The 25,343-nt window shown below is 69.2% G+C and carries 22 protein-coding genes; 10 read left to right on the forward strand and 12 right to left on the reverse strand.

Features of this window, described 5'->3' with window-relative positions:
• From AC1DXV_RS13640 to urtE, 5 genes are all read left to right on the forward strand, one after another.
• Window positions 1-657: transporter substrate-binding protein (locus AC1DXV_RS13640; protein ID WP_477934018.1), on the forward strand; the 657-nt coding region annotated here is incomplete at its 5' end.
• A 91-nt stretch (window positions 658-748) separates the two neighbouring features.
• Complete coding sequence (gene urtB / locus AC1DXV_RS13645) at window positions 749-2,341, forward strand: urea ABC transporter permease subunit UrtB (RefSeq protein WP_477934020.1); 1,593 nt, start codon at window positions 749-751, stop codon at window positions 2,339-2,341.
• On the forward strand, window positions 2,338-3,474 hold the full coding sequence (gene urtC, locus AC1DXV_RS13650; RefSeq protein WP_477864810.1) for an urea ABC transporter permease subunit UrtC: 1,137 nt from the start codon (window positions 2,338-2,340) through the stop codon (window positions 3,472-3,474). Before urtB ends, urtC begins: the two co-directional genes overlap by 4 nt.
• Window positions 3,471-4,364 (forward strand): urea ABC transporter ATP-binding protein UrtD, encoded by an 894-nt coding sequence (urtD, locus tag AC1DXV_RS13655; protein ID WP_477934022.1) that lies wholly within the window; start codon window positions 3,471-3,473, stop codon window positions 4,362-4,364. Before urtC ends, urtD begins: the two co-directional genes overlap by 4 nt.
• 3 nt (window positions 4,365-4,367) lie before the next feature.
• The gene (urtE, locus tag AC1DXV_RS13660) at window positions 4,368-5,060 is read left to right on the forward strand and encodes an urea ABC transporter ATP-binding subunit UrtE (RefSeq protein ID WP_477864812.1); all 693 of its coding nucleotides are present in this window, start codon (window positions 4,368-4,370) and stop codon (window positions 5,058-5,060) included.
• Window positions 5,061-5,075: 15 nt separating this feature from the next.
• Here urtE and AC1DXV_RS13665 read toward each other — a convergent pair whose 3' ends face one another.
• From AC1DXV_RS13665 to AC1DXV_RS13705, 9 genes are all read right to left on the reverse strand, one after another.
• Window positions 5,076-5,756 carry a DUF4276 family protein gene (locus AC1DXV_RS13665; RefSeq protein ID WP_477864813.1) on the reverse strand — a complete coding sequence of 227 codons (681 nt, stop codon included), beginning with the start codon at window positions 5,754-5,756 and terminating at the stop codon, window positions 5,076-5,078.
• A complete protein-coding gene (locus AC1DXV_RS13670) occupies window positions 5,753-6,889 on the reverse strand; it encodes an AAA family ATPase (RefSeq protein WP_477934024.1) in 1,137 nt (378 codons plus the stop codon). The genes AC1DXV_RS13665 and AC1DXV_RS13670 overlap by 4 nt, the downstream gene beginning before the upstream one ends.
• 56 nt (window positions 6,890-6,945) lie before the next feature.
• A complete protein-coding gene (locus tag AC1DXV_RS13675; RefSeq protein WP_477864815.1) occupies window positions 6,946-8,616 on the reverse strand; it encodes a phospholipase D-like domain-containing protein in 1,671 nt (556 codons plus the stop codon).
• A gap of 101 nt (window positions 8,617-8,717) precedes the next feature.
• A complete protein-coding gene (locus AC1DXV_RS13680; RefSeq protein ID WP_477864816.1) occupies window positions 8,718-10,136 on the reverse strand; it encodes a WD40 repeat domain-containing protein in 1,419 nt (472 codons plus the stop codon).
• A gap of 126 nt (window positions 10,137-10,262) precedes the next feature.
• Complete coding sequence (locus tag AC1DXV_RS13685) at window positions 10,263-11,063, reverse strand: spore coat protein U domain-containing protein (RefSeq protein ID WP_477934026.1); 801 nt, start codon at window positions 11,061-11,063, stop codon at window positions 10,263-10,265.
• A gap of 53 nt (window positions 11,064-11,116) precedes the next feature.
• Window positions 11,117-13,516 carry a fimbria/pilus outer membrane usher protein gene (locus tag AC1DXV_RS13690; protein ID WP_477934028.1) on the reverse strand — a complete coding sequence of 800 codons (2,400 nt, stop codon included), beginning with the start codon at window positions 13,514-13,516 and terminating at the stop codon, window positions 11,117-11,119.
• Between the two features lie 13 nt (window positions 13,517-13,529).
• On the reverse strand, window positions 13,530-14,258 hold the full coding sequence (locus AC1DXV_RS13695; RefSeq protein WP_477934030.1) for a fimbrial biogenesis chaperone: 729 nt from the start codon (window positions 14,256-14,258) through the stop codon (window positions 13,530-13,532).
• A complete protein-coding gene (locus AC1DXV_RS13700; protein ID WP_477871873.1) occupies window positions 14,258-14,725 on the reverse strand; it encodes a hypothetical protein in 468 nt (155 codons plus the stop codon). Before AC1DXV_RS13700 ends, AC1DXV_RS13695 begins: the two co-directional genes overlap by 1 nt.
• Window positions 14,726-14,738: 13 nt before the next feature.
• On the reverse strand, window positions 14,739-15,194 hold the full coding sequence (locus AC1DXV_RS13705) for a spore coat protein U domain-containing protein (protein ID WP_477871871.1): 456 nt from the start codon (window positions 15,192-15,194) through the stop codon (window positions 14,739-14,741).
• A gap of 221 nt (window positions 15,195-15,415) precedes the next feature.
• Here AC1DXV_RS13705 and AC1DXV_RS13710 point away from each other — a divergent pair, with 221 nt between their 5' ends.
• From AC1DXV_RS13710 to AC1DXV_RS13725, 4 genes are read left to right on the forward strand one after another with little or no spacing between them, the layout of a single operon-like run.
• Entirely contained in the window at window positions 15,416-16,594 is a 1,179-nt protein-coding gene (locus AC1DXV_RS13710; RefSeq protein ID WP_477934032.1) for a response regulator, read from the forward strand.
• 18 nt (window positions 16,595-16,612) lie between these two features.
• A complete protein-coding gene (locus tag AC1DXV_RS13715; protein ID WP_477934034.1) occupies window positions 16,613-19,018 on the forward strand; it encodes a hybrid sensor histidine kinase/response regulator in 2,406 nt (801 codons plus the stop codon).
• Window positions 19,015-19,371: a hypothetical protein gene (locus tag AC1DXV_RS13720; RefSeq protein ID WP_047499979.1), complete on the forward strand. Its 357-nt coding sequence runs from the start codon at window positions 19,015-19,017 to the stop codon at window positions 19,369-19,371. Before AC1DXV_RS13715 ends, AC1DXV_RS13720 begins: the two co-directional genes overlap by 4 nt.
• Before the next feature lie 34 nt (window positions 19,372-19,405).
• Window positions 19,406-20,083: a response regulator gene (locus AC1DXV_RS13725; protein ID WP_477872574.1), complete on the forward strand. Its 678-nt coding sequence runs from the start codon at window positions 19,406-19,408 to the stop codon at window positions 20,081-20,083.
• Here AC1DXV_RS13725 and AC1DXV_RS13730 read toward each other — a convergent pair.
• Window positions 20,070-20,831, reverse strand: coding sequence for a DUF4397 domain-containing protein (locus AC1DXV_RS13730; RefSeq protein ID WP_477872572.1), 762 nt, complete (start codon window positions 20,829-20,831; stop codon window positions 20,070-20,072). The two genes, AC1DXV_RS13725 and AC1DXV_RS13730, sit on opposite strands and share 14 nt — an antisense overlap.
• Window positions 20,832-21,053: 222 nt before the next feature.
• Between AC1DXV_RS13730 and AC1DXV_RS13735 the strand changes: the two genes are divergently transcribed.
• Entirely contained in the window at window positions 21,054-21,734 is a 681-nt protein-coding gene (locus tag AC1DXV_RS13735; RefSeq protein WP_477872570.1) for a glutathione S-transferase, read from the forward strand.
• Window positions 21,735-21,904: 170 nt separating this feature from the next.
• On the opposite strand, the gene AC1DXV_RS13740 is transcribed toward AC1DXV_RS13735, so the two are convergent.
• Together AC1DXV_RS13740 and AC1DXV_RS13745 are read right to left on the reverse strand one after the other, a co-directional pair.
• A complete protein-coding gene (locus AC1DXV_RS13740; RefSeq protein ID WP_477934036.1) occupies window positions 21,905-23,515 on the reverse strand; it encodes a ShlB/FhaC/HecB family hemolysin secretion/activation protein in 1,611 nt (536 codons plus the stop codon).
• Window positions 23,516-23,555: 40 nt separating this feature from the next.
• Window positions 23,556-25,343: beta strand repeat-containing protein (locus tag AC1DXV_RS13745; protein WP_477934038.1), on the reverse strand; the 1,788-nt coding region annotated here is incomplete at its 5' end.

A 25,343-nucleotide genomic window follows, 5' to 3' on the forward strand; every position in this document is an offset into this window, starting at 1 on the left:
AAGTACACGCCGTTCGGCCACAGCGACTACCAGACCATCGTCGCCGACGTCAAGAAGTTCTCGGCCGGCGGCAAGACGGCCGTCATCTCCACCATCAACGGCGACTCCAACGTGCCCTTCTACAAGGAACTGGGCAACCAGGGCCTGAAGGCGACCGACGTGCCGGTCGTGGCGTTCTCGGTCGGCGAAGAGGAACTGCGCGGCGTCGACACCAAGCCGCTCGTCGGCCACCTCGCGGCATGGAACTACTTCATGTCGATCAAGAACCCGACCAACGACGCCTTCAAGAAGCAGTGGGCCGAGTACGCGAAGGCGAAGAACCTGCCGGGCGCCGACAAGCCGCTGACCAACGACCCGATGGAAGCCACCTACATCGGCATCCACATGTGGGCGCAGGCCGTCAAGAAGGCCGGCAGCACCGACACCGACAAGGTCATCGCCGCCATGGCCGGCCAGACCTTCCCGGCTCCGGGCGGTTTCGTGTCGACGATGGACGCGAAGAACCACCACCTGCACAAGCCGGTGTTCATCGGCGAGGTCAAGGCCGACGGCCAGTTCAACGTCGTGTGGAAGACCCCGGCCCCGGTCAAGGCCAAGCCGTGGAGCCCCTACATCGAAGGCAACGACAAGAAGAAGGACGAACCCGAAAAGAAGTGATCGGCTGAAGCGCTGATCTGAAGAACGGGCCACCCTTCGATCGGGTGGCCCTCGTCGAATTGAGCAGGACGGATTTCTCTCGATGCTTCCCATGCACGCACGACGCTGGTTGATCGCCCTGCTGCTCGGCCTGTCGGTCTCCGTCGCCCACGCGCTGACGCCGCCGCAGGTGCTGGCCCTCGCGAAGGGCGAGAACGAAGAGCGCATCGCGGCGCTGCAGGCCTCGCTCGCGCGCGGCGATGACRGCCTCGCCGCCTTCGTGCAGGCGATGCTCGACGACGCGGTGAAGCTGGCCGGCGACAAGGTGTTCGTCGTGCACGGCGACAAGGCGAACGACGCCTCAACCGGTGCCGACGCGAAGCTGCCCGACGGCGCCGAAGACGTGATCAACAGCAACCAGATGCGCCGCGAGCTCGAGGGCGCTCTCGCGGCGCTGAAGCTTTTCTCGCACGATGTAGGCGAGCGCCGCGCCGCGATCAAGGCGCTGAAGGAAGAGGCCGACGAAGGCCGCCTGCCGCTGATCGAGAAGGCGCTCGCGGCCGAGGCCGATGCGTCGCTGAAGGAGCAACTGACCCAGGTGCGTGCCGCGATCCTGGTGTCGTCGACCGATGCCGGCAAGCGCATGGAAGCCGCCCGCGCGCTCGCCGGCAGCCTGACGCCGGCCACCAAGACCCTGGTCCTCGAACGCCTGAAACCCGCGGCCGAAGGCGGCGAGAGCGAGGTCGACATCCGCAGCCAGCTCGGCATCGCGCTCGATGCGATCAACGCGCGCCTCGCCTGGGGCGAGCGGCTCGGCGTGCTGTTCACCGGCGTCAGCCTCGGCAGCATCCTGCTGCTGGTCGCGCTGGGTCTCGCCATCACCTACGGGCTGATGGGCGTGATCAACATGGCGCACGGCGAGCTGATGATGATCGGCGCGTACGCCACCTACGTGGTGCAGAACTTCTTCAGGGCCCACCTGCCGGGAATGTTCGATGCCTACGTGATCGTCGCGATCCCGGCCTCGTTCCTCGCGGCCGCGCTGGTCGGCGCGGTGCTCGAGCGCAGCGTGATCCGCTGGCTGTACGGCCGCCCGCTCGAGACGCTGCTCGCCACCTGGGGCATCAGCCTGGTGCTGATGCAGGGCGTGCGCTCGCTGTTCGGCGCGCAGAACGTGCAGGTCGAGAACCCGTCGTGGCTGTCCGGCGGCGTCGACGTGCTCAGCAACCTGACGCTGCCCTTCAACCGCATCGCCATCGTGATCTTCGCGGTGCTGGTGCTGGGCGGCGTGGCCTTGCTGATCTCGCGCACGCGGCTCGGGCTGTTCGTGCGCGGCGTCACGCAGAACCGCCGCATGGCCGCCTGCATGGGCGTCGACACCGCGCGCGTGGACACCTATGCGTTCGCGCTCGGCTCCGGCATCGCGGGCCTCGCCGGCTGCGCGCTGTCGCAGATCGGCAATGTGGGCCCCGATCTCGGCCAGGGCTACATCGTCGATTCGTTCATGGTCGTGGTGCTCGGCGGCGTCGGCCAGCTGGCGGGCACCGTCTACGCGGCGCTCGGCCTGGGCGTGCTCAACAAGCTGCTCGAAGGCTGGCAGGGCGCCGTGCTCGCGAAGATCATGGTGCTGGTCTTCATCGTCATCTTCATCCAGAAGCGGCCGCAAGGCATCTTCGCGATGAAAGGCCGGAGTGCCGAAGCATGAGCGCAATCCTTCCCACCCCGCCGCGGCCGATCGGGCCTGCGACCTCGCTGCTGTCGATGAAGGCCTGGAGCGGCGTCTTCATCGCGCTGGTCGCGGTGGTCGTCGTCGCCCCGGTACTGAACCTGGCGGTGCCTGCAGGCAGTGCGCTGCACCTGAGCGACTACGCGATCAGCCTGGTCGGCAAGATCATGTGCTACGCGATCTGCGCGCTCGCGATGGACCTGATCTGGGGCTACACCGGCATCCTGTCGCTCGGCCACGGCGTGTTCTTCGCGCTCGGCGGCTACGCGATGGGCATGTACCTGATGCGCCAGATCGGGCGCGACGGCAACTACCAGTCCGACCTGCCCGACTTCATGGTGTTCCTCGACTGGAAGACGCTGCCGTGGCACTGGGCGCTCAGCGACAGCTTCGTCGCGACGCTGCTGCTGATCGTGCTGGTGCCGGGGCTGCTCGCGTTCGTGTTCGGCTTCTTCGCGTTCCGTTCGCGCATCAAGGGCGTGTACTTCTCGATCATCACGCAGGCGATGACGTACGCGGCGATGCTGCTGTACTTCCGCAACGAGACCGGCTTCGGCGGCAACAACGGCTTCACCGACTTCAAGCGCATCCTCGGCCACCCGATCGCGACGCCGTCGATGCGGATGACGCTGTTCGTGCTGAGCGGCCTGGCGCTGATCGGCTTCTTCCTGCTCGCCCGCTGGCTGGTGGGCAGCAAGTTCGGCCGCGTGCTGCAGGCGATCCGCGACGCCGAGAGCCGCGTGATGTTCACCGGCTACGACCCGCTGCGCTACAAGCTCTGCATCTGGGTGATCTCGGCGGTGATGTGCGGCATCGCGGGCGCGCTGTACGTGCCGCAGGTGGGCATCATCAACCCGGGCGAGATGTCGCCGGCGGCGAGCATCGAGATCGCGATCTGGGCGGCGGTGGGCGGGCGCGGCACGCTGGTCGGGCCGATCTTGGGCGCCTTCTTCGTCAACGGCGCCAAAAGTTGGTTTACGCAAGCGTTCCCGGAGTTCTGGCTGTATTTCCTCGGCGCGCTGTTCATCGCGGTGACGCTGTTCCTGCCGCAAGGCATCGTCGGGCTGGCGCGCAAGCTGGGCGGCAAGGACAAGAGCGAGGTGAAGGCATGACGCCCGAGCTGATGGAGGCCGGCGCACGCGTGCGCGAGGCGCTGGCGAACCGGCAGCAGGGCGGCCCCGGCACCTCGGGCGGGCGCGAAGCCAGCTACGGCCGCGTGGTCGAGGAAGGCGTGCTCGACACCCGGCACGGCGCGATCCTGTACCTGGACGACATCACAGTCAGCTTCGACGGCTTCAAGGCGCTGAACGCGCTCTCGCTGAGCATCAGCGCCGGCGAGCTGCGCTGCATCATCGGCCCGAACGGCGCCGGCAAGACGACGATGATGGACGTGATCACCGGCAAGACGCGGCCCGATGCGGGCAAGGCCTTCTTCGGCTCGACCATCGACCTGCTGCGGCTGCGCGAGAACGAGATCGCGTCGATCGGTATCGGCCGCAAGTTCCAGAAGCCGACGGTGTTCGAGCAGCTGACGGTGTTCGAGAACCTGGAGCTCGCGCTGAAGGCCGACCGCGGCGTGCGCTCGTCGATGTTCTTCCGGCTGAACGGCGAGCAGCTCGACCGCATCGGCGCGATGCTGGCGCTGATCCACCTGAAGGACGGCGCGCAGCGCGTCGCCGGGCTGCTGTCGCACGGCCAGAAGCAGTGGCTGGAGATCGGCATGCTGCTGATGCAGGACCCGAAGCTGCTGCTGCTCGACGAGCCGGTGGCCGGCATGACCGACGAAGAGACCGAGCGCACCGCCGAGCTGTTCCTGTCGCTCGAAGGCAGCCACTCGCTGGTGGTGGTCGAGCACGACATGAAGTTCATCGGCGAGCTGACGCAGAACGGGCGCAACGGCAAGAAGGTGACGGTGCTGCACGAGGGCAGCGTGCTGGCCGAAGGGCTGCTGTCGGAAGTCCAATCCAACGACAAGGTCGTCGAGGTCTACCTGGGCCGCTGAATCATGTTGAAAGTCGAAGGCATCAACCAGTACTACGGGGGCTCGCACATCCTGCGCAACCTCGGCTTCGAGGCGAAGCTCGGCGAGGTGACCGTGGTGCTCGGGCGCAACGGCGTGGGCAAGACGACGCTGCTGAAGAGCCTGATGGGCGTGGTGCCGGTGAAGACCGGCGGCATCCAGCTCGACGGCCAGGACATCACGCACGACACGCCGTACGAGCGGGTGCGCAAGGGCGTGGGCTACGTGCCGCAGGGCCGCGAGATCTTCGGCCGGCTGACGGTCGACGAGAACCTGCGCATGGGCCTCGCGTACAAGAGCGGCGCAACGCCGGTGCCGGCCGAGCTGTTCGAGCTGTTCCCGGTGCTCAAGCAGATGATCCACCGCCGCGGCGGCGATCTCTCGGGCGGGCAGCAGCAGCAGCTGGCGATCGCGCGGGCGCTGGCGGCCGGGCCGAAGCTGCTGATCCTCGACGAGCCGACCGAAGGCATCCAGCCCAGCATCATCAAGGACATCGGCCGCGTGATCCGCATGCTGGCCGACCGGAAGACGATGGCCATCGTGCTGGTCGAGCAGTACTACGACTTCGCGGCCGAACTCGCCGACCAGTACCTCGTGATGGAACGCGGCGAGGTCATCCAGCGCGGGCGCGGGAAGGACATGGAAGCCGAGGGCGTGCGGGACCGGATGTCGATTTGAGATGCTCGACAGGCGTCAACGCGGCGCCAAGGACCGTATCTGCGCCAGCCAGCCGGCGAAGAACGCGCACTCCGCCTCCATTGCCGGCAATCCGATCTTCAGTGCGGCGACGGGGCCGTGCCGCCGCTTCCGGTAGCCCGGGTTGCTCAGCGCCCGCTCCAGGCGTGCGGCGGGCTTGGTGTCGGGCTGGTCGTTGATGTGCTCGGGTGATGCGGCGGCAGCACGTGCGGCGGACAGCGCGGCGGATGCACTGCGCCACGCCGGCTCGACCGCGACCAGCTTCTCGACGTCGCTGAAGAGCAGGGCCTCGAATTCGTGGGGCTGGATGTAGGGGATGAAGCGGCCGGGCTCGCATGCGGCAACGGCCACGATGTCCGCATGAAGGGCCTGCTTCACGGCCGTCAGGCGTTGCGACAGGTCGGACAGGCCCTGCGAGGCGGCGATGCCTGGAAACCCGTTGTCGAGCCGGTAGAGGTCGAACAGCGTCGTGACCACCGGCGCGCTGTTCTGGCGCAGCGTGTTGCGCAAGTGGCGCCTGACCCGGTCGTAGCTCAACGCACCGCCTTTGTGGCCCGGCGAGGTTTCGATCATTTCCGGAACCAGGTTCAGGTCGAGGTCGTAGAAGGCCGGGGCCAACACCTGCAGGATGAACTCTTCTTCGGTCTGGCCTTCGCAGACCACGCAGACGCGCCTCATCGGCCAGGCCTTCCGCCCAGGATGTTGCGCTTCCACAGGTCGCCCAGGCTGTAGTCGTCGGCCAGCCAGTCTGTCAGTTCGGCGGCATCGAGGCGCCGGAAGGTCGACGCATCCTCTTCACGTTGAACCACGATCACGTCCTCGGGTTGGAATGCGCTGAGCAACTCCACCGACTGCGTGGAGACGATCACCTGCCGGCTTTCGGCGGCTTCCTGCAGCATGTCGGCCAGCAGATTGATCRCGAAAGGGTGCAGCCCCAGTTCGGGTTCGTCGATCAGGACAGTATCGGGCAGCAGGCCGCGAGGCTGCAGCAGCAGCGTGGTCAGGCAGATGAAGCGCAGCGTTCCGTCCGACAGCACGTGGGCTTTCCAGGGCGTGTCGGGCCGCCCGCGTTCGGTCCACTCCAGCTCGATGAACTCGGTGGCCTCGTCGCGGAACACGAAGTCGCCGAAGAACGGAGCCACCCGGCGAATCGTTTCGACGATCCGGTCGTAGCTGCTTTCGTAGCTCGGCGTGGTCTTGAGCTTGCGCAGATAGGCGGCCAGGTTGGCCGCATCCGGCTTCAAGCGAAGGTTGTCGCTGACGGCATGGACGCGCTTGACCGCCGCCGTGTCGCCGGTGTCATGAAAGTGGTACTGCCGCCAGATCTGGAGCTTGTCGAGCACATAGCGGCTGACGGTGGCGCTCGGGCTGTCTTTGTCGGTGCGGATCTTCGCCGTGTCGTGTCCGGCTCCAAGCGAATAGGCCTTCGGCAGGGCATAACCCTGGCCGCGCACCGTCGGCTCCTCGCGCACGAAGATCAGCCGGTTGTCCTGCGTGGCTTCGAGCGAGATGCGATATCCGTTCTCGTACTCGCCGGTGAAACCCGTGCTGGCCGAGAACTCGATTGACAGGTCCATCCGTGGCGTCGCCTTGCTGCCGTAATGCAGCAAGGCCTCTGGTCCGCCCCATTTCTGCACGTCGACAGGGAAGTTGTCGCCGGCCACCGATGCCAGGAAGCGGAACAGCCCGATGAAGTTGCTCTTGCCGGCGCCATTCGCCCCGATCAGCACGTTCAGCGGGCGAAGCTCGAAGTTCTCGAGCTTCGCAATCGACTTGTAGCCCTTGACGGTGAGCTTCCGGATGTGGGTCATCCCGGCACTCTACCGACAATCCCGCCGCTTCTCAAAACTGGCGAGAGCGGCCGTGCCTACTGCCCCGAGAAATAAAGCCGCCGCAACGCCCGGTCCGACCCCGCCTTGAAGTAGCTCGCCCCCGCGCCACCGCCGCCGTGGATCCAGGCCGGCGACGGCACCAGGTACTTGCGCAGCAAGGCATTCGCCGGCGAGGTCGCGTCCTTGAACTGCAGCGACTCGCGGAACGCGTAGTGCGAGAACAGCCGCATGAACTCGCCGAGGTAGACGTCGGCCACCGCGGTGTCGCCGCGGATCACCAGCATGTTCTCGTCGTTGTCGGTGGTCGACGCCGCCGAGAAGTTGGCCGAGCCCACCACCACGGTCGGCGTGTCGCCGAGCGGGTCCACCAGCATGTACTTCGTGTGCACGTACAGCACGTGCGCCTCGTCGGCGATGCGGTCGAGCTCGGCCAGCCAGCGGTCGAACAGGTTCAGCTCGACGCGGTGGCCCACGGCCACCGTCACGTTCGGATGCCGGCGGATGCGGTCGATCTCGGCGACCTGCGCCTGGTAGGTCTTGCCGGTGCCCTTCTTCTCCATCAGCGCGAAGCGCAGCACGCTGTCGGTCGTGTCGTACGACGGCACGAAGCGGCTGTTCATGCCGAACGCGAAGGTCATGAACACGCCGCGCTGCGCGCCGGCCGCCAGGCCCGCGTACCAGTCGAGCGCCTCCAGGCCGAGCCGCGGCGAGAACAGCGCGTCCAGCGGCGAGCCGTCGGCCGGCAGCGGCGACAGGGCTTCGTCCTGGGTCGCGGTCGGCTTGCGCGTCTCGTCACGGTCGAGCAGCAGCCAGTACTGGTGGTAGCGGGCCGCGATCGCGTCGTCGCGCACGATGTGCGCATTGTTCGAGTGGCCGAACATGCCGTTCACGCTCAGGTTGGTGGAGCCGGTCCAGACCTGCTTCGGCACGCCCGCCTGCCGCAGCACCAGGAACTTGTTGTGTGCGAACCCGCCCGAGTGCTCGCGCGACTTGACCATGCCGTCCATGCCCTGGCCTTCGAGCGCCTTTTCGTTGCCCTCGCCCTGGCTGTCGCCGTCGTAGAGCACCGAGACGACCGCGCCGCGCGCTTTCGCAGCCTTCAGCGCGGTGTAGATGCGGGGGCTCTTGAACTCGAAGAACGCGCCCAGCAGTTCGTCGCCCGCCGCGGCCTGGGCGATGAAGTTCTCGAGGCCTTCGACCAGCCCGCGCGACAGCCAGTTGAACGCCGACGGCCCCACGTCGTCCGGCCGCCGGTTCTGGAAGCGCCGCGCGTACTCCTGCGAGGCGACCGCGCCGCGGTTGAAGAAGACCGAATGCCTGCCCTGGTCGACGCGCTCGGTCGCCACCGCCAGGTCGACCTCGGGCCCACGCACCAGCGCGCCCGGGCTGCCGCTCATCGCGACGATCGTGTAGACGTAGCGCTCGTCGGGCGAGGCGCTGTAGTCCGCCCACTGGAAGGTCTGCAGCGGGTGCAGGAAGCTCGTCACCGGCTCGCCGGGCACCGGGTACGGTTCCACTTGCTCGAAGGTCTTCATGCCCGACAGCCAGATGCGCTCGCCGTCGCGCTCGCGCAGCCGCCGCACCGCGAAGCCCAGCACGCCTTGCGCCAGCATCGCCGCCTCGGGCATGTCCCAGCCCAGCAACACCACGTAGGTGCCGGCCACGGCCATCGCGGCCAGGCCGCCGTTCTCGCTGCGCACGCGCATGCTGCTCTCCCGGTTGACACGGACAGGGCACGGTGCGCCGGGCCGGCGCGCCCGTCATCCTCCAGATGGTGGACGCCGGGACGGCCGAACGGGCCAGCCCCTCAGCGCCGCGCCGCCTCCAGCGCCGCGAACGCGGTGATCAGCAGCTGCACCGCCAGCACGTCGGCGGCGTACTGCACCGACACGTCGCTGCGCGGCCCGAGCAGGTTCCACAGCACCGGCACGCTGATCGACAGCGTGTAGACCGACCACACGAGGAACCAGGCGAGCGCCATCGGATTGCGTCCGCGCATCCACTGGCCGAGCCCCGGCAACAGCGCCGAGGCGAGCACGGCCCACCAGTGCGGCGTGGCCGCGACGCGGCGCCGCGAGCGGCTGCCGCTGCGCGCATGCCACACCAGCGTGATCGCGGCGACCACGCCGCCGACGGCCAGGGCGACCAGGGCCTGGTGCAGCCACTTCAGCCGCTGCTGCAGCTGCGCCGCCTCCTGCAGGTCGCGCCGGCTGTCGGCATCGCCGAACGGCGGCAGCGGCTCGTGTGCCGCGCTCCAGCGCAGCACCGTGCGGCTCTGGCCGTCGACCACCAGCAGGTCGCGTCCGAGCCAGCCGAGGTCGCGCGGTTCCATGCGCTCGGTCTGCGAGAACAGCAGCTCGCCGCCGCCGGGCAGGATGTCGGCCACCACGCCGACGATGCGGTCGTTGCCGAAGCGGATCACGGTGGCCAGCGGCAGCGGTTCATTGCCTTCGGTGGCTTGCGGCGGGTGCGGCCGCGCGAGGCCCAGGTAGCGGGTGCCGCGCGGCGCCGGCACGTCCACCGCCTGCTGCAGCGCGAGCGTGCGGCCGTCCAGCCGCTTCAGCTGCAGGCCGTTGGTGTCGGTGGTCCACAGCGCGTCGCCGTTCCACCACAGGCCGTTCGTGAAGCGGTACATCCCGAGCACGGTGCGCGCGAGGAAGCGGCCGTCGCGGTCGAACAGCGCCACCGCGTGGCCGCCGCCGGTCGAGGCCGCGATGCGCCCGTCGCCGGCGAACGCCAGGTGCACCGCCCGGCTCGCATGCTCCGCCAGCTCGGGCGGCCATTGCAGCGTGATGGTGCTGGACGGCCGCAGCGTGGCGGGGTCGAGCAGGTGGAGGGTCGGCTCGTTGTCGAGCCGCAGCGCCAGCAGCCCGGCGGCCGGGTGCCAGTCGAGGCTGTAGACGCGGCCCGGCAGGCCGATCTCCGCCAGCGTGGCGCGCGTGCCGCGGTGCCCCTTGGCATCGAACGACCAGATCTCGTCGTCGACGGCCAGCCAGGCCTGCGTGCCGTCGGGGCGCAGCGCCAGGGCGGTGGGGCCGTACAGCGCCGCGACCCGCTGGCCGACCTTGAAATCCAGCGCCAGCAGCAGCAGCGCGAGCAGCACGCAGACCAGCGCAATGCGCGGCGGCGCCGCCGCACCGATGCGGGGGCGGCTGCGTGCCTTGGGAATATCGGTACTGCCGGATCCGTCAGCCCTGTCTCGGGCCGATCTGAGAAGAGTCGACATGGGGGGTCCTCGCCAGCGGGCAAGGGTATCGGAGTCGGGCGGCCGTCCCGCCCTCCCGGCCCTCCGCTGGAGCGGGCCGTTCAACCGTTCAACCGGTCCGCCGCTTGCTGGTGGTTCGCCCGTCGCTCAATAGCTGATCGTCAGCACGTGAACCCGGGCCGCCTGGCAGGGCGCTGCCGCACAGGCGCCGGCCAGTCCGGCCGCGATGCGGCCGGTGACGTGGTGCTCGTGCACCTGGCCGTTCCAGGTGCCGGACACGGCATCCAGCGTCAGCGTGTAGGGCAGGCCGAGCAGCGTGTCGCCACCGCTGTCCAGCGCCAGCGTGTAATCGGTGTTGCAGTCTGCGGTGAAGCTGTTGGTGGCGATGGCCGGCTCCGGCTGGAAGGCGACGTAGTCCAGCGTTACGGCGCTCGGTATCGACAGGGTGCAGGCCGGCGGGACGTCGAGCGTGACACCGCCGGTGGTGGTGCTGCCGGAGCCGGTACCGGCTCCGGTGCTGACACGGGCCATGGCCGCGCTGCCCTCCGCGTGGTAGGCCAGCGTGACGAGCAGCGTGTCGCGGTAGCTGCCGGCCGCCGGCCGGCGCGCCCGCGCGGGCGCCACCAGGTAGAACGGCAATTGCGTGCTCGCCATCGGGCTGCCGGCAAAGACCACGCTGCCGCTGATCGCGTACGGCGCGGTGCTGCCCCACGGGGTGCGCGCGGCGGCGTCCTGCCACAGGCCGTAGCCGATGTTGCGCCCGGCACTGTCCTCGGCGGCCAGCGCGCGGGTCGAGCCCACGGTGGCGCTGAACGAGGCGCTCGTCAGCGGGCTGTCGGCCGCCTTCGTGCACTGCACGGTCAGCGTGCCGCCCAGCGTCAGCGCGCCGGGCGCCGCCACGCTACCCGACGGCGAGGTCACCGTCAGCCCGCAACTGACGGCACCCACCACTGACGCCGGCACCGCAAGAAGTGCCACGGCGCAGGCGAGCCGGCCCGGAATCACGGCGACACCCCGGCGCAGGTCAACGGGCCGAGGCGCGTGATGTCGTTGCCGTCGTCCGGCGGCAGCCGCACCGCCAGCGCGCACGACTGCCCGCGCCAGCGCAGCACCAGCGTGGCCACCGGCGCGAGGCCGGTCACGAAGACCTCGCCGCGGCGCGCCATGTAGAACACCTGCGGATCGCCGACGATGCCGACCTCGGCGCCCGGCGGTGCCGGCGCACCATCCGCCAGCCGCACGCGGATCAGGGCCGCGCGCCCGCTGCGCACCGGGAAGCGCAGCTTCACCACGCTGCGTGCCGCCGGCACGGCCGACATCTCCACCGAATCGAGCTCGGCGCCGATCGGCAGGTCCGACGGGTCGAGCCGCACCGCGTTCGCCTGGTAGGGCAGCAACTGCGGCAGCAGCGCCCGACCGTCGCTGCCGGTGCGGGCCGCGACCTGCCCGAGCAGGCTGACGCCGACGCCGGCCTGGCCGGGCACCTCCACCAGCGCCATCGCGGGGCCGCTGCGCCKCGTGGCGAACAGTGCGCCGTCGACCGCCACCCAGGCCCCTTGCGCGCCCAGGCGCAGCGTCTGCAGCTCGCGCGTCTGGCCGAGGTCCAGCGCGAGGCTGCCGCGCGGGCCGTCGCGGTACAGCCCGGCCTCGGCCTGGCCGGCGCTGCTGCGTTCGCCGGCCAGCAGGCGCCAGGCCCAGCCATCGGGTTCGTCCGGCGAGGCGCTGAGGCCGACCGTGGTGTCGGAGTCGCCGTGCCGCGTGTGCGCCGCCGTCGCGCTGAGCACGCTGCGCGGCCCGAGCGGCACGAACAGCGTGGCCGTCAGCCGCGTGCCGGCGGTGCTGCCGGTGAGCCGCGTGACGCCCAGGCTGAGCGTGCTGCGGTAGCCCACGCGCACGCTTTGCCCGGCGGTGGCCGCGAGGTAGCGGCTGCCGTCGCCGGCCACCGTCTGCGCGACGCTCAGCCCGAGGCTGCCCCAGCCCCCGGCGTTCAAGCGGTGGCTGAGCGTCGTCTGGCGGCGCGTCGGCGGCGTCTGCAGGTCCTGGCCCAGCCCGCGCCAGGCGGCGCTGTTGCCTTCGGTGCGCAGCAGCCAGCCGCTCGCGACGCCGGCGCGCTCGAGGCTCAGCAGCCAGCCGGCCCCGTACCCGAGTGCGCTGCGGCTGCCCGAGAGACCGGCCTGCACCAGCACCGGCCACGGCGTGTGGGCATGGTTGAGCGCGATGCTCGCCTCCTGCTGCGGCCGGGAGAGGCCGGTCCGCAGCTCGCCGGTCCAGTCGGGGCTCAGGCCCAGGCGATACAGCCCGGCGCCGAAGCGGGTGGCGTAGCGCGCATCGGGCAGGCCGAGGTTGCGCCGGAGCTCGCCGGCCTCCACGCTCCAGTCGCTCAGCCCGGCCGCCAGCAGCGCGTTGCTCGACAGGAAGCTCTGCTCGACGACCGTCTCGCGGCCCAGGATGTCGCGCACCACCATGCGGACCTGTCCGGTGCTGTCGGGCAGCGGCAGTTCGTTGATCGTGAACGGGCCGGCCGGCAGGTTGCCGGTCTGGCGCAGCACGTCGTTGATGTACAGCTCCAGCGTGCTGGGCGCGCTGGAGGTGCCGGCCAGCGACGGGATCGGCCGGCTGACGAAGCCGGGTTCCAGCGCGAAGTTGCGCGACAGCTGCACGCCGCCGAAGAACACCGGCCGGCCGATCGCGCCGGCATGCGTGGCGAGGTCGCCCAGCCGCAGGCTGATGCGCGGCTCGGGGAAGTCGCGCGTGAAGCTCGTTTCCAGGCGCTGCCAGCGCGGCGCGGCATCGAAGCCGCGCACCGCGAGGTTGCGCCCGGCGTAGCTGGACGACAGCACGCCGGCGTCGCCCGACACGGCGGCCTCCACCAGCGCACCCAGGTCCTGCTGCGCCATCGCGCCGCGCGCCGCCGAGCGGGTCAGGCTCAGGTCGTAGTTCAGCGCGAGGGCCGGCTCGGCCTTCGACACCGTGGGCCGCTTCGGCACCGGTTGCGTGAGGCGCGTCGCCGCGAAGGCCTGCGGCGCGAACTCGAGGTCCACCGATTGCGCGGCGGGGTGAAAGCGCGCTGCGAACCCCGGGAGTGCCGACAGCGGGTACCACGATTGCCCGCGCACGCGCAGCGGCGGCAACTCGGGCCGGTTCAGCCGCCATTCGTCGAACGCGATCGCGGGGGCGAACAGCACGCCGGCGCGCTCCATCAGCAGCCACCCGCCGCCCGGCTGCTGGTTGACGCGCACCTCCAGCGGCATCAGCCGCTCGCCGGGCACGCGCTCCACGCCCGCATCGATCGCTTCTGCCAACGCGTGGTGTGGCGCGAGCGACGGCAGCACGCACGCCGTCACGGCGCCGGCCACCCAGGCGAGCCGGGCCGACCGGCGCAGCACCGCGTGCCGGTCCATCGGGGCCGCGGCCTCACGGCAGCGCCAGTTCGTCGGTGCGGCGCGTGCCGTCGTCGAACAGCAGCGCGAGCTGCGCCGGTCCGGGCGCCACGTCGGGTTCGGACTGCAACGCGATCGGGCGGCTGGCTCCCGGCAGCACATAGGCGCCTCCGTTGAAGTGCGCGAGCGGCTGGCCGGCGCGCGACAGGCGCAGTTCGCGCACCTGTGCGTAGGCGCTGCCGCGGTTCTCGCACTGCGCGAGCAGTTGCGCGCCGTCGCGCTGCAGCGTGCAGGCGAGGTCGCGCCGCGCCGCCGGCGGCGTGACGAACACCGGCAGGCTCATCGCCAGCGCGACCGGCACGCTGACGCCGGGCGCCCGCGGCAGCGCCTCCGGCACCTCGCGCATGACCRGGCGGTAGGTGAGCTGCCGGGTGGCGTCGCGCGGCACCACCATCGCCAGCCGCACCACCTGGCGCGTGCCGGGATCGAGCTTCACGATCGGCGGCGCCAGCACGAGGTCGTCGGTGGGCGTCAGCACGTCGGCGCCGGCCGCATCCTGGCGCCACAGGAACAGCTCGGCCTGCAGCACCAGCGGCGAGTCGCCGTCGTTGCCGAGGGCGACCGCGACGGCACGGTCGCGCGGACCCATGTGCAGCCGCACCGGCGAGATCGTGAAGACGCCGGCGGCGGCGGGGACGGCCCACAGCGCGAACAGGAGCAACGACAGCACGAGCAGCGCGGCCGGCGCGCGTGGCGGCCGCATCAGAAGATCATCCACATCTGGAGCGCGCGGCCGGCGGCCACCTGCACCGGCTGCGGCAGCGCGTCGTCCGCGTCGGGCGTGCCGTCGGGCGACAGCACCCAGGACACGGTCTCGGCCGCGCCATCGGCCGAGGGGGCGGGGCCGCCTGATGGAGTGGCCGCGCCGTGCGCCGAGCCGGCCGACCCGCTCCCTGCCGCCGACACGATGACCGGCCGCACGTTGACGAACAGGTTGGCGCCACAGGTGAGCGTGACGCGCGCGCCGCCGGCAGAGCGCTCGATGCTGCTGCTGCAGCCGGCCGGCAGCGTCAGTGCGATGTGGACCGCGAAGCTGGCCTCGGCGGAGCCGGCGCGCGCAGGCAACGTGGTGCCGCCGGCCAGCGCGGCGCACACGCCGCCCAGCACGTGCCAATGCGGCGCGCGGCCGTGCCGGCGGCGCAGCGATCCGACCCGCGGGTGGGCATGCATGGCCTCGCCGTGCTCAGTAGGTGACCGTCAGCGTGCGGAGGGTGCCTGCGCCGTTGTTGCAGACATTCCCCGCCGGGCAGGAGCCTGGCTGGTTGGCGGGCATCGTCGGGTTCAGCGACAGCGAGTGGCTCTGCTTGTCGCCGGCGCCGTTGGACGGCGCGGTCAGCGTGTAGTTGAGCTGCGTGACCGAGTCTACGTACGTCCCCGGGGAGCCTCCAACGTCGGCGTCCAGCGAGAAGCTGTACGGCAGGTTTTCGGTGCACTGGATCGTGAAGCTGCCGCCGTTAACGACGGCAGCCGTGGCCTGCATGCCGGTGTAGGTAAAGAAGACCGGGGCGACGGCGCTGAGCAGGCAGGCCGGCGTCAGGCTGACCGAGACGTTGAAGCTCTTCGCGTCACTGCCCGCGAATGCGCTGCCATGGGCCGCCAGTCCAAGCCCGAGCAGGGCGGCGATCAGGATGTTCTTCATGAATGCATCTCCGTTGTGAAAGTGGTGTTTGCGGTGATTATTGTGATTAAGTCGAATGCATCATGCAAGCCCTCGCAATCCCGATGTTTGCCATGGTAGATTTCCGTCCCCAGTTGTGAGGAGCACCCCCCCTGAATGAGGGGGTGGTTTGGCGTGTTGGAGGCAAATAAATCACAAAAACCGCAATCGATTTTTGTCGATCTTTCTGCCAGACTGATCGCATGAACACGCCACGCACCCTTCCTTTCGCGCCCTTCGTGCCACGCATCTGCGTCGTCGACGACAACCCGGTCGTCGGTGTCCGCATGCAGAAGCTGTTGAACACGCGGGGCTTCCGCAACGTCACGGTGTTCCGCAGTGCCTGGCCGGCGCTGCAGGCCTGCCACTACCGGCTGCCGGACCTGGTGCTGGTCGACTACGGCATGCCGCAGATCGATGGCATCCGCTTCATCGAGGCGCTGCGCCACTACCCGCCGGCGCGCAAGCTGCCGATCGTGATGTTCACCGGCCAGTCGCTGGAGGCCCTGCGGCCGCGCGCGATGGAGGCCGGGGCGAACGACGTGCTGTCCAAGGACCTGACCGGCGAGGAGTTGCTGGGCCGCGTCAGGAGCCTGCTGAGCGGCGCGCAGGCGCCGTTCGAGATGGCCGCACCGTTGCTGGCGGCGCCGGTGCTCGACCGCGTGCTGCAGGCCGATGCCGGCCGCGAGGGGCCGGCATCGCATGGCGGCTGGGGCCTGCTCGCGCAGTACGAGCAGAAGGCGGAGCTCACCGACGATGACGAGTCGACGCTGCGCCACCTGTCGCGCATCGCGTCGCTGCGCGACCGCAACACCGGGCAGCACACCGAGCGCATGGCCTACTACGCGGCCGTCATCGGCCGCCGCTACGGGCTCAGCCTGACCCAGGCGCAGATGCTGGTGGCCGCCGCGCCGCTGCACGACATCGGCAAGGTCGGCGTGCCCGACGCGGTGCTGCAGAAGTGCGGCAGCCTGAACGACGAGGAACGCACGCTGATGCGCAGGCACCCGACGCTCGGCTTCGAGCTGCTGCGCGACTCGTCGTCGGCGGTGATCCGGCTCGGCGCCGAGATCTCGCTGTCGCACCACGAGCGTTTCGACGGCAKCGGCTACCCGCAGGGGCTGCGCGGCCACGAGATCCCGCTGTCGGGTCGTCTGGTCGCGGTGGCCGACGTGCTGGATGCGCTGAGCAGCGAGCGGCCCTACAAGGCGGCCTGGCCGCTGCACCTCGCGATCCGCGAGATCGGCGCGCAGGCCGGCACGCACTTCGACCCGGCCATCGTCAGCGCATTGACCGATGCTTCCGACCAACTTCTCACGATCAAGCAGTACTTCGAGATGGCCGAGCCCTTTGCAAAGACGACGCCGATGACTCTAATCTGACCCATCATGGACACTCTGGTGCAACCGCGCCGCCCACCCGCGGCGCGGTTCGTCGACTGGTTTCGCCGGCGCGGCTTCGCGACGCAGGTGCTGGTGATCCACGCCGCCACGCTCGCGGCCGTGCTCGTCGTGCTGGGCGTCGTGTCGTTCGGCTATGTCGAATCGGCGATGCACCAGGTGGCCGGCGAGATCAGCCTGAGCCGCCTGCGCGGGCTGGCGCTCGACCTCGGCGGCCTGCCGCGCAGCGAGTTCGAGGCGGCGGCCCAGCGGCAAAGCCTGCAGAACCACCTCGAAGCGCCGACCTACCTCAACGCCGTCGTGCTGTCGGCGCAGGGCGAGACCCGCGTCGTGCGCAGTGATGGCGACCCGCCGGCGCTGCCGCTCGACACCGCGTCCGGTGCGGCGCTGCGCCCCGGCTGGCGCATGGTCGACGGCACGCACCTGCGCAGCTGGGTGCCGCTGCCGCGCGGCGACGGCCTGCTCACCGCCACCGTCAGCCTGCGTCCGGCCGACACCACGGTGCGCTACGTGGTGGGCGTGCTGGGCGTGCTGTTCGTCGCGATCTCGCTGTCCGGCGGCATGGTGTTCGGGCTGCTGATGCGCCGCCATGCGCGCGGGCTGGAGCGCCTGGTCGGCTGGGCGCGCGAGCGCGCGACCCACCTCGAGGCGCCGGCGCAGGCGCCGCCCGAGCGGGCGGTCGGCTCGCGCGAGCTGCGCGCGCTCGCGCATGCGCTGTCCGAGGTGGTCGCGCAGCGCACCCACCAGTTGCGCGCGAAGGAGCAGGCGCTGCGCACGCTCGGCCGCGTGATCGACGCGATGCCCGAGGCGGTGCTGGTGTACGACGTGACCGGCACCGTGCGCATCTGCAACGAGGCGATGCAGCGCCAGTTCGGCTGGCGCGGCGAGCAGCTCGTCGGTGGCCGGCTCGACCGCATCATCCCGCCGGGCGAGCGCTACGACTTCATGCGCACGATGCTCGACTTCGCGGCGCACGGCGCCGGCCAGCGCACGCGGCTGATGCTCGACCGCAGCATCCTGTGCGCCGACGGCACCGCCGCCACGGTGCGGCTGTACGGCGAACTGATGAAGCTGCCGCACGGCCCGAAGATGTGCCTGTTCCTGCGCGACATGACGCAGGAGCTGCGCGATGCGCGCGCGCTGGAGGCGGCGCTCGCCGAGGCGCAGCAGTCGGCGCAGGTGAAGTCGCGCTTCCTGGCCAACATGAGCCACGAGATCCGCACGCCACTGAACGGCATCGCCGGCATGCTGGACCTGCTGACGCGCTCGTCGCCGACGCCCGACCAGCGCGAATACATCGACGTGATGCGGTCGAGCGCCCGGCTGCTGCGCAACCTGCTCAACGACATCCTCGACCTGTCGAAGATCGAGGCCGGACGGCTCGAGCTCGAGAGCCTGCCGTTCGACCTGGAGGAGCAGCTGCACGATGCCTGCGTGCCGTTCAAGGCGCTGGCCGAATCGCGCGGGCTGCGCTTCGAGGCCCGCTTCCACGTCGGCCACCCGGTGCTGCTGGGCGATCCGTTCCGCATCACGCAGATCCTGAACAACCTGCTCGACAACGCGATCAAGTTCACCACCTCGGGCGGCGTGCGCGTCGAGGTGGCCGAGTCGAGGGATCCGCGAGCGCCCGACGGCAGCCGCATCCGCATCTCGATCACCGACACCGGCGTGGGAATTCCGAAGGCGCTGCAGAAGCGGCTCTTCGCCGCCTTCACGCAGGCCGACGAGTCGGTCACGCGGCGCTACGGCGGCACCGGGCTCGGCCTGGCGCTGTGCCGCCAGCTCGCGCGGATGATGGGCGGCGACATCCAGGTCGAGAGCACCGAGGGCCGGGGCTCGTGCTTCGAGGTGATCGTGTTCCTGCCGCGCGCCGCGTCGACCGCCGGCTTCGTGCACACCCAGCCCGACAGCAGCATCGACACGCTGGCGCACGGGCTGTCCGGCCAGCACGTGCTGGTCGTCGACGACAACCGCATCAACCAGATGCTGCTGCGCAAGTGGCTGCAGCAGGAGGGTGCGCACGTGGAGATCGCGAACAACGGCGAGCAGGCGGTCGAGAAGGCGGCCGGCGCGCACTTCGACGCGATCCTGATGGATGTCTCGATGCCGGTGATGAACGGCTACGACGCGGCGCGCGCGATCCGCGCGATGGGCGGCGTGACGGGCTCGGGCCACACCAGCGGGGCGAGCGTGCCCATCATCGGCGTGACCGCGCTCGCGATGGGCGGCGAGCGCGAGCAGTGCCAGGCGGCCGGCATGAACGACTACATCACGAAGCCGGTTGACCGCAACGGCCTGATCCGCAAGCTCGTGCCGCTGATCGCCGCCAACGAGCCGCTGCCGGAACTGCCGGAATTCATGCCCCGCATCAGCCTGACCCCCACCCTGGAAGCCGCTCACTCATGAACTTTCCGAAGGTCACCTTCGACACCCGGCGTGCGCTGGCCGATTTCGACGGCGATACCGACAGCATCGCCGAAGTGCTGCTCGCGTTCCTGGAAGACCTGGACACCGGCCGCACCGCGCTCGAAGACGCCCCGGCGCGCGGCCGCGCGGCCTATGCCGCGGTGCTGCACGAGCTGGCGAACTCGCTGGAATCGATCTGGTGCTTCGACGCCGGCCGCCGGGTGCGCGAGATCGAGCGGCGCTGCCACGCCGGCGAGGTGCTGGACACGATCGTGGTGCAGCACGAGGTGACGCAGTTGCTGGAGGCCTCGGCCGACGGGGCGCGCGAGTGGCTGCGGCAGCGCTTCTCCTGAACGCTGCCCGGGCGGGGCGGGCGGAGGCCGTAACATGGGCGCTTCTCCCGACCGCAAGTTGACCGACACCGTGGAACACGAGGAATTACTGACCGTGGGCGAGGTGACCGGCCTGCTGGGGGTTTCCCGCACCTCGGTCCAGAAGATGGTGGACAGCGGCGTGCTGCTCGCGATGCGCACGCCCGGCGGGCACCGGCGCATCGTCCGCAGCTCGGTGCAGGCGCTGCTGAGCGGGCAGCTGCAGCTGGTGCCCGGCGCGGCGCCGGCGCCGCCACCGGCGCCGTCGTCGAGCATGACGGTGCTGATCGTCGAGGACAGCCCGACCACCACGCTGAGCTACCAGAAGGTGTTGCGCCGCAGCCGGCTGCCGATCTCGTGCGAGTTTGCGACCGACGGCATCGAGGCCTTGCTCAAGCTCGAACGGTTTCGCCCCGACGTGTTGATCACCGACCTGCAGATGGAGCCGGTCGACGGGTTCCGGCTGGTCGCCGCGGTGCAGAACGATGCCGAACTGGCGTTGATGGCCCAGGTGGTCGTCACCGGGCTGGACGACGAAGAGATCGCACGCCGCGGCGGCCTGCCGCCCAACGTGCTGCTGTACCGCAAGCCGGTGCCCTGGGACAGGGTGCTCGGTTTCCTGGAGGCCCATGCGCAACGCCGCCAGCTGCTGCTGGCGGCGTCGCATCATCGCGGCAGCCTCAAGGCTGGTTGATGATCTCGGTGCTCGGCTGGCCGTTGTCGGCGATCACCTCCAGCACCTTCACGTCGTTGACGGCGAGGCTCTGCGGCACCGTCATCAGCAGCAGGTCGGCATTGGTCTGCACCTCGATCGGCGCGGTGAAGATCACGGCCTTCGTGCCGGCGGTCGTCACGCGCATCACGTAGTTGCCGGCGGTGAAGTCGGTCGAGTTCGAGCTCGAGGCYGGCACCGCGCTCTTGTACGCGGCGGCGGCGAAGTTCGGCCCCACCGTGGCGATGTCGACATTGGCGGCCGTCAGGTAGACGTCGACGTTCTGCGCATTGAACGAGCCGTTGACGACGCGCACGCGGCCGTTGGTGGCGGTGAGCTGCTTGTCGTACGGGTCGTTGATCATCAGCAGGTTGGTCGTCGTGGCTTCGCCCGGCACCGCGATCAGCGTGAACTTGTTGCCGCGCGTCGGGTTGAAGTTGATCGTGCCCACGGTGACGCCGCCGGTGGTGGTCTTCACGGTGTAGTCGGCCGGCGCGGTGTCGACGGTGTAGTACTTCGACGCGTACAGGTAAGGCACGTTGTCGACGCCACCGGAGATCTCGGTGTTGCGGTACAGCGAGACGTTCGGGCCGGCCGGGATCGCGTGGATGAAGCGCACCTTCGGGTCGGCGATGTCCAGCCGGTCGTCGATGCTGTCATCACCGCCACCGCAGGCAGCAACCAGGAGGATCGGAGCGAATGCCGCGACGAATTTGAGAGCCTTGTGCATGATGGACTGCCTTTCAGTGGAGTCGAGAACGATGAATTCGTGATGCGAACTCTAGGTTTCGTGCATCGCGCACCGTGTCGGTGGAGGGGGCGACCCGATGTGGGGCGTGCCTGAGATCGTTGTCGGACGAGGCGCCGCGCGGGTGGTCCGCCGCTGTCGGATGCCGCGCGCTGTGACAATGCGCGCCACGGGCCGCTCGACAGGCCATATCAAGGAGACCGCATGATCGTTGTCCACCACCTGAACAACTCGCGCTCGCAGCGCGTGCTCTGGCTGCTCGAGGAGCTGGGCGTGCCGTACGAGATCAAGAAGTACCAGCGCAACCCGAAGACGATGCTGGCGCCGCCCGAGTTGCTGCAGGTGCACCCGCTGGGCAAGTCGCCGGTGATCACCGACGACGGCACCACGGTGGCCGAATCGGGCGCGATCATCGAGTACCTGCTGTCGCGCTTCAGCCCCGGCACCCAGGGCCGGCTCGCGCCCGCGGCGGGCACGCCCGAGGCCTTGCGGTTCACCTACTGGCTGCACTTCGCCGAAGGCTCGGCGATGCCGCCGCTGCTGCTGAAGCTGATCTTCGATCGCATCCCGAAATCGCCGATGCCGTTCTTCGTGAAGCCGATCGCGAAGGGCATCTCGGCCAAGGTGCTGTCGCTGATGGTCGAGCCGAACCTGAAGCGGCAGCTCGACTTCATGGAGGCCGAGCTCGGCAGGAGCGCGTGGTTCGCGGGCAGCGAATTCAGCGCGGCCGACATCCAGATGAGCTTTCCGGTCGAGGCCGCGGCGCAGCGCGCGGGGCTGGATGCGAGCCGGCCGAAGCTGATGGCCTGGCTGAAGCGCATCCACGCGCGGCCGGCGTACCAGCGCGCGCTGGAGCGGGGCGGGCCGTACGACTTCGCGGATTGATCTGGCCACCGGGAATCGCGTTTCACTCCTATGGTTGACGAATCACTCCGCGCCGGCCTTGCCCCTGGATTCAGCAAGTACTACGGCCGCAGTGTGACCGCGTCTGACTGCAACGACTCAACGGTCTCAGGTTCAAGTCGCGGTGGCGTTCGGCTTCCGCGGACCTTGGATCAGAAGAACCCGCTCACCTGCGTCCACCATTGCCAACGTGAGCGCTGATGGGCCGCCAGCGGACTGGTACCGAGCCCTCGGGCCAGTGCCAGGCGCCCCTGCAAGAAGGACCGGGTGTAAGACGCTCCAACGCCCGCACCGGAAGCGTTGAGTTCATCTTGGCCAGTGGTCCAGGGTCGGGCATTCGGTCGCACGCGCGCGTAGTCGTAGAACCACTGCAACCTCAGCGCGTCCGCCGCCTGCCAGAACAGCTCGGTGCTGACCAAGTGCGCGCGGTCGCCAGAGAGTTCGCCCTCGCGATAGGCCCTGACGCCATAGATTCCGCTCGCTGACATCTTTTGCGACGAGTCCAGGTTCTTGCTGCTCCATTGCCCTGAGTAAGAAAGCAGCACGCCGGCCTCTGCTCCCAGCCACTGTTTTCGAGACAAGCTGATGTTGATTCGGCCGAAGCTGCCTTCGCTGTTTGCACCCGCTGCATCGATGGCTGCCGACTCCGGATCAAGCTTCAGCGCTCCGCTGCCCACCATCAGCGACGCGCTCGTCGCTCCCCCATTCAGTGTGTTGTCACTTGACTCCAGGGAGATGCTTGCAGTGCCGGCGCGCAACTTCTTTCGGGCTTCTGTTCCKAAGACCCTCACTTCATCCTGAAGGGTCGTGTCGTCGTACTGAAGTTGTGCAGTGCCAGAGAAATTTGATTCTCGGATGAGCGCGTGTGAAAGATAGGCAGAACCGACCGTGGCGCTGCCCCGCGCCTGCAAATCCTTGAACTCTTTACCGAGCTGGTATTGCATGCGCGACCAAGCCAAGCCAATCCGGGTGCTCGCGCTGATCACCGGCAACTGGTAGCTCGCACGTCCGTAGGCAAAGCCACCCCCGCCCGTCTGAGCCCGCAAGCCCACCTGATCTGCCAAGTGGAGCGGGTTGTTGAAGAAAAGGCTTGCGCCCACACGATACGTGCCGGTGTACGGGCTTCCGAAATTGTCAGCGTCAGCCGAGCCGATCATTGCCTTGCCGGGTGCCACGTCGACCAGCAGATCAGTTCCGCCGACGGTGGCTCCGGGGCGCAAGGTCGACCGCACCTCCACACCGGGTAGGTCCTGCAAGGGTTGAAGCGCGTCCCTCAAATCGTGTGCCCTGACCGGCACGCCTTTCTCCAGGGCGTTGATTGGCGACAGCAGCCAAGTCGGAAGGTTCGCTCGGTTCGTCGACTGCACCCGATCCAGTCGACCTTCAATGAGAACAATCTTGACTTCCCCGTTCACGATGTCTTGCGTGGGTACATAGGCACGCGCCACGAGATAGCCATTTCGGCGATAGAAGCGCGTAATGCGATCTGCCAATTGATCGAGGTCACGCATCGACAGGTACTTTCCGATGATGCTGGCCAGCAAAGGCGATACGTCTTGATGTCCCATCAGCTCAGCAGCACCGACGATGCGGATGCCGCTCACCCTGATGCGCTCTTCGCCGCTCGCCGGCTTCGAGAGTGCCGGCTCGGCCGGCGCTGTGGTCGGCGGCTTGGAGAGCGAAGGCACCGTGTCGCGCATGCCTTGCAGCAACGAGCCAGCGTCGGGCGCAGCCTGTGCTGGTCTGCAAACGAGCAATGCCATGGTGAGCAACCCGACGCGAACAAGTTCGGACCTGTGTCGCTCATTCGTCACGGGCGACACCCAGCTTCTTGCGGGAGAGCACCTTGGCGTCGGTCAGGCTCGAAAGGGAGGAGCCCGCTCGCAGATAGATGAACTCCATCGGGCAGTCAGCCCTTTTGGTCGTTGGCATTCGCGTCCCGCACGAGTCGATCCGCAAGCCCCCGGGACGCCCTGCGGTTTGGCCTGCCGCCACATCCACCGTGTTGGCCTCCTGCACCTCATCCAGCGCGTCACGCATGTCAGAAGACGTGGCGGATGAAGGCGGCTGCTGTGGCTGTGGCTGTGGCGAGGGTATTGGGATGTCAACTCCCGGGCTGATGCTGCTGTGGGTGTTGTTGACATATGCAACGCTGTAGTTGGCTCCGCCGTTTCCGTCGGCAATGGCGACGCCCGAGGCGGTGACCGTCTTGCCGGTCCCGGCATTCTTGTCGGTGAAGGCATAGGCACCACCTGCCAGCGTGTCGCTTCCGTAGAGCGATCCCGCGACAACCACCGGGCTTCCGTTGGCCGCGGTCGTACCGTCGTAGGGCTTGATCACATCGCCCGTGCTGACCGTGAGGCTCGCTGGTGTGACGTTCGCGCTGAGCCCGGTGGGCTGCACGAGCACGTAGTTGCCGGCGTCGGCACCATTCAACAGGTAGCCGGTCACGGTCACCGCCTTGCCGTTGCCCACGTTCTTGCTGGCGAAGCTGCCGCTGCCCGTGCCGGCCACGCTGACGCTGTCGCCGGCCAAGCCGGTCACGGTGGCGCTGCCGCTAAGGCTGGCCGCAGTCGTCGCGTCGTAGACCTTGCTGGTGGCGGCCACGCCGCTCACCGTGAGGCTCGCTGGCGTGAGGTTCGCGCTCAGTCCGGCGGGCTGCACGAGCACGTAGTTGCCGGCGTCGGCCCCGCTCAGCAGGTAGCCGGTCACGGTCACCGCCTTGCCGTTGCCCACGTTCTTGTCGGCGAAGCTGCCGCTGCCCGTGCCGGCCACGCTGACGGTGTCGCCGGCCAGGCCGGTCACGGTGGCGGTGCCGCTGAGGGCCGCCGCCGTCGTCGCGTCGTAGACCTTGCTGGTGGCGGCCACGCCGCTCACCGTGAGGCTCGCTGGCGTGATGTTCGCGCTCAGTCCGGCGGGCTGCACGAGCACGTAGTTGCCGGCGTCGGCCCCGCTCAGCAGGTAGCCGGTCACGGTCACCGCCTTGCCGTTGCCCACGTTCTTGTCGGCGAAGCTGCCGCTGCCCGTGCCCGCCACGCTGACGGTGTCGCCGGCCAGGCCGGTCACGGTAGCGCTGCCGCTAAGGCTGGCCGCCGTCGTCGCGTCGTAGACCTTGCTGGTGGCGGCCACGCCGCTCACCGTGAGGCTCGCTGGCGTGATGTTCGCGYTGAGCCCGGCGGGCTGCACGAGCACGTAGTTGCCGGCGTCGGCACCATTCAACAAGTAGCCGGCGAGGGTCACCGTCTTGCCGTTGCCCACGTTCTTGTTGGCAAAGCTGCCGCTGCCCGTGCCCGCCACGCTGACGCTGTCGCCGGGCAGGCCGGTCACGGTGGCGCTGCCGCTGAGGGCCGCCGCAGTCGTCGCGTCGTAGACCTTGCTCGCTGCGGCCACGCCGCTGACCGTGAGGCTCGCCGGCGTGACGTTCGCGTTGAGCCCGGTGGGCTGCACGAGCACGTAGTTGCCGGCGTCGGCCCCGCTCAGCAGGTAGCCGGTCACGGTCACCGCCTTGCCGTTGCCCACGTTCTTGTCGGCGAAGCTGCCGCTGCCCGTGCCGGCCACGCTGACGGTGTCGCCGGCCAGGCCGGTCACGGT

The organism is Rhizobacter sp. P3_C12 (assembly GCF_056402735.1).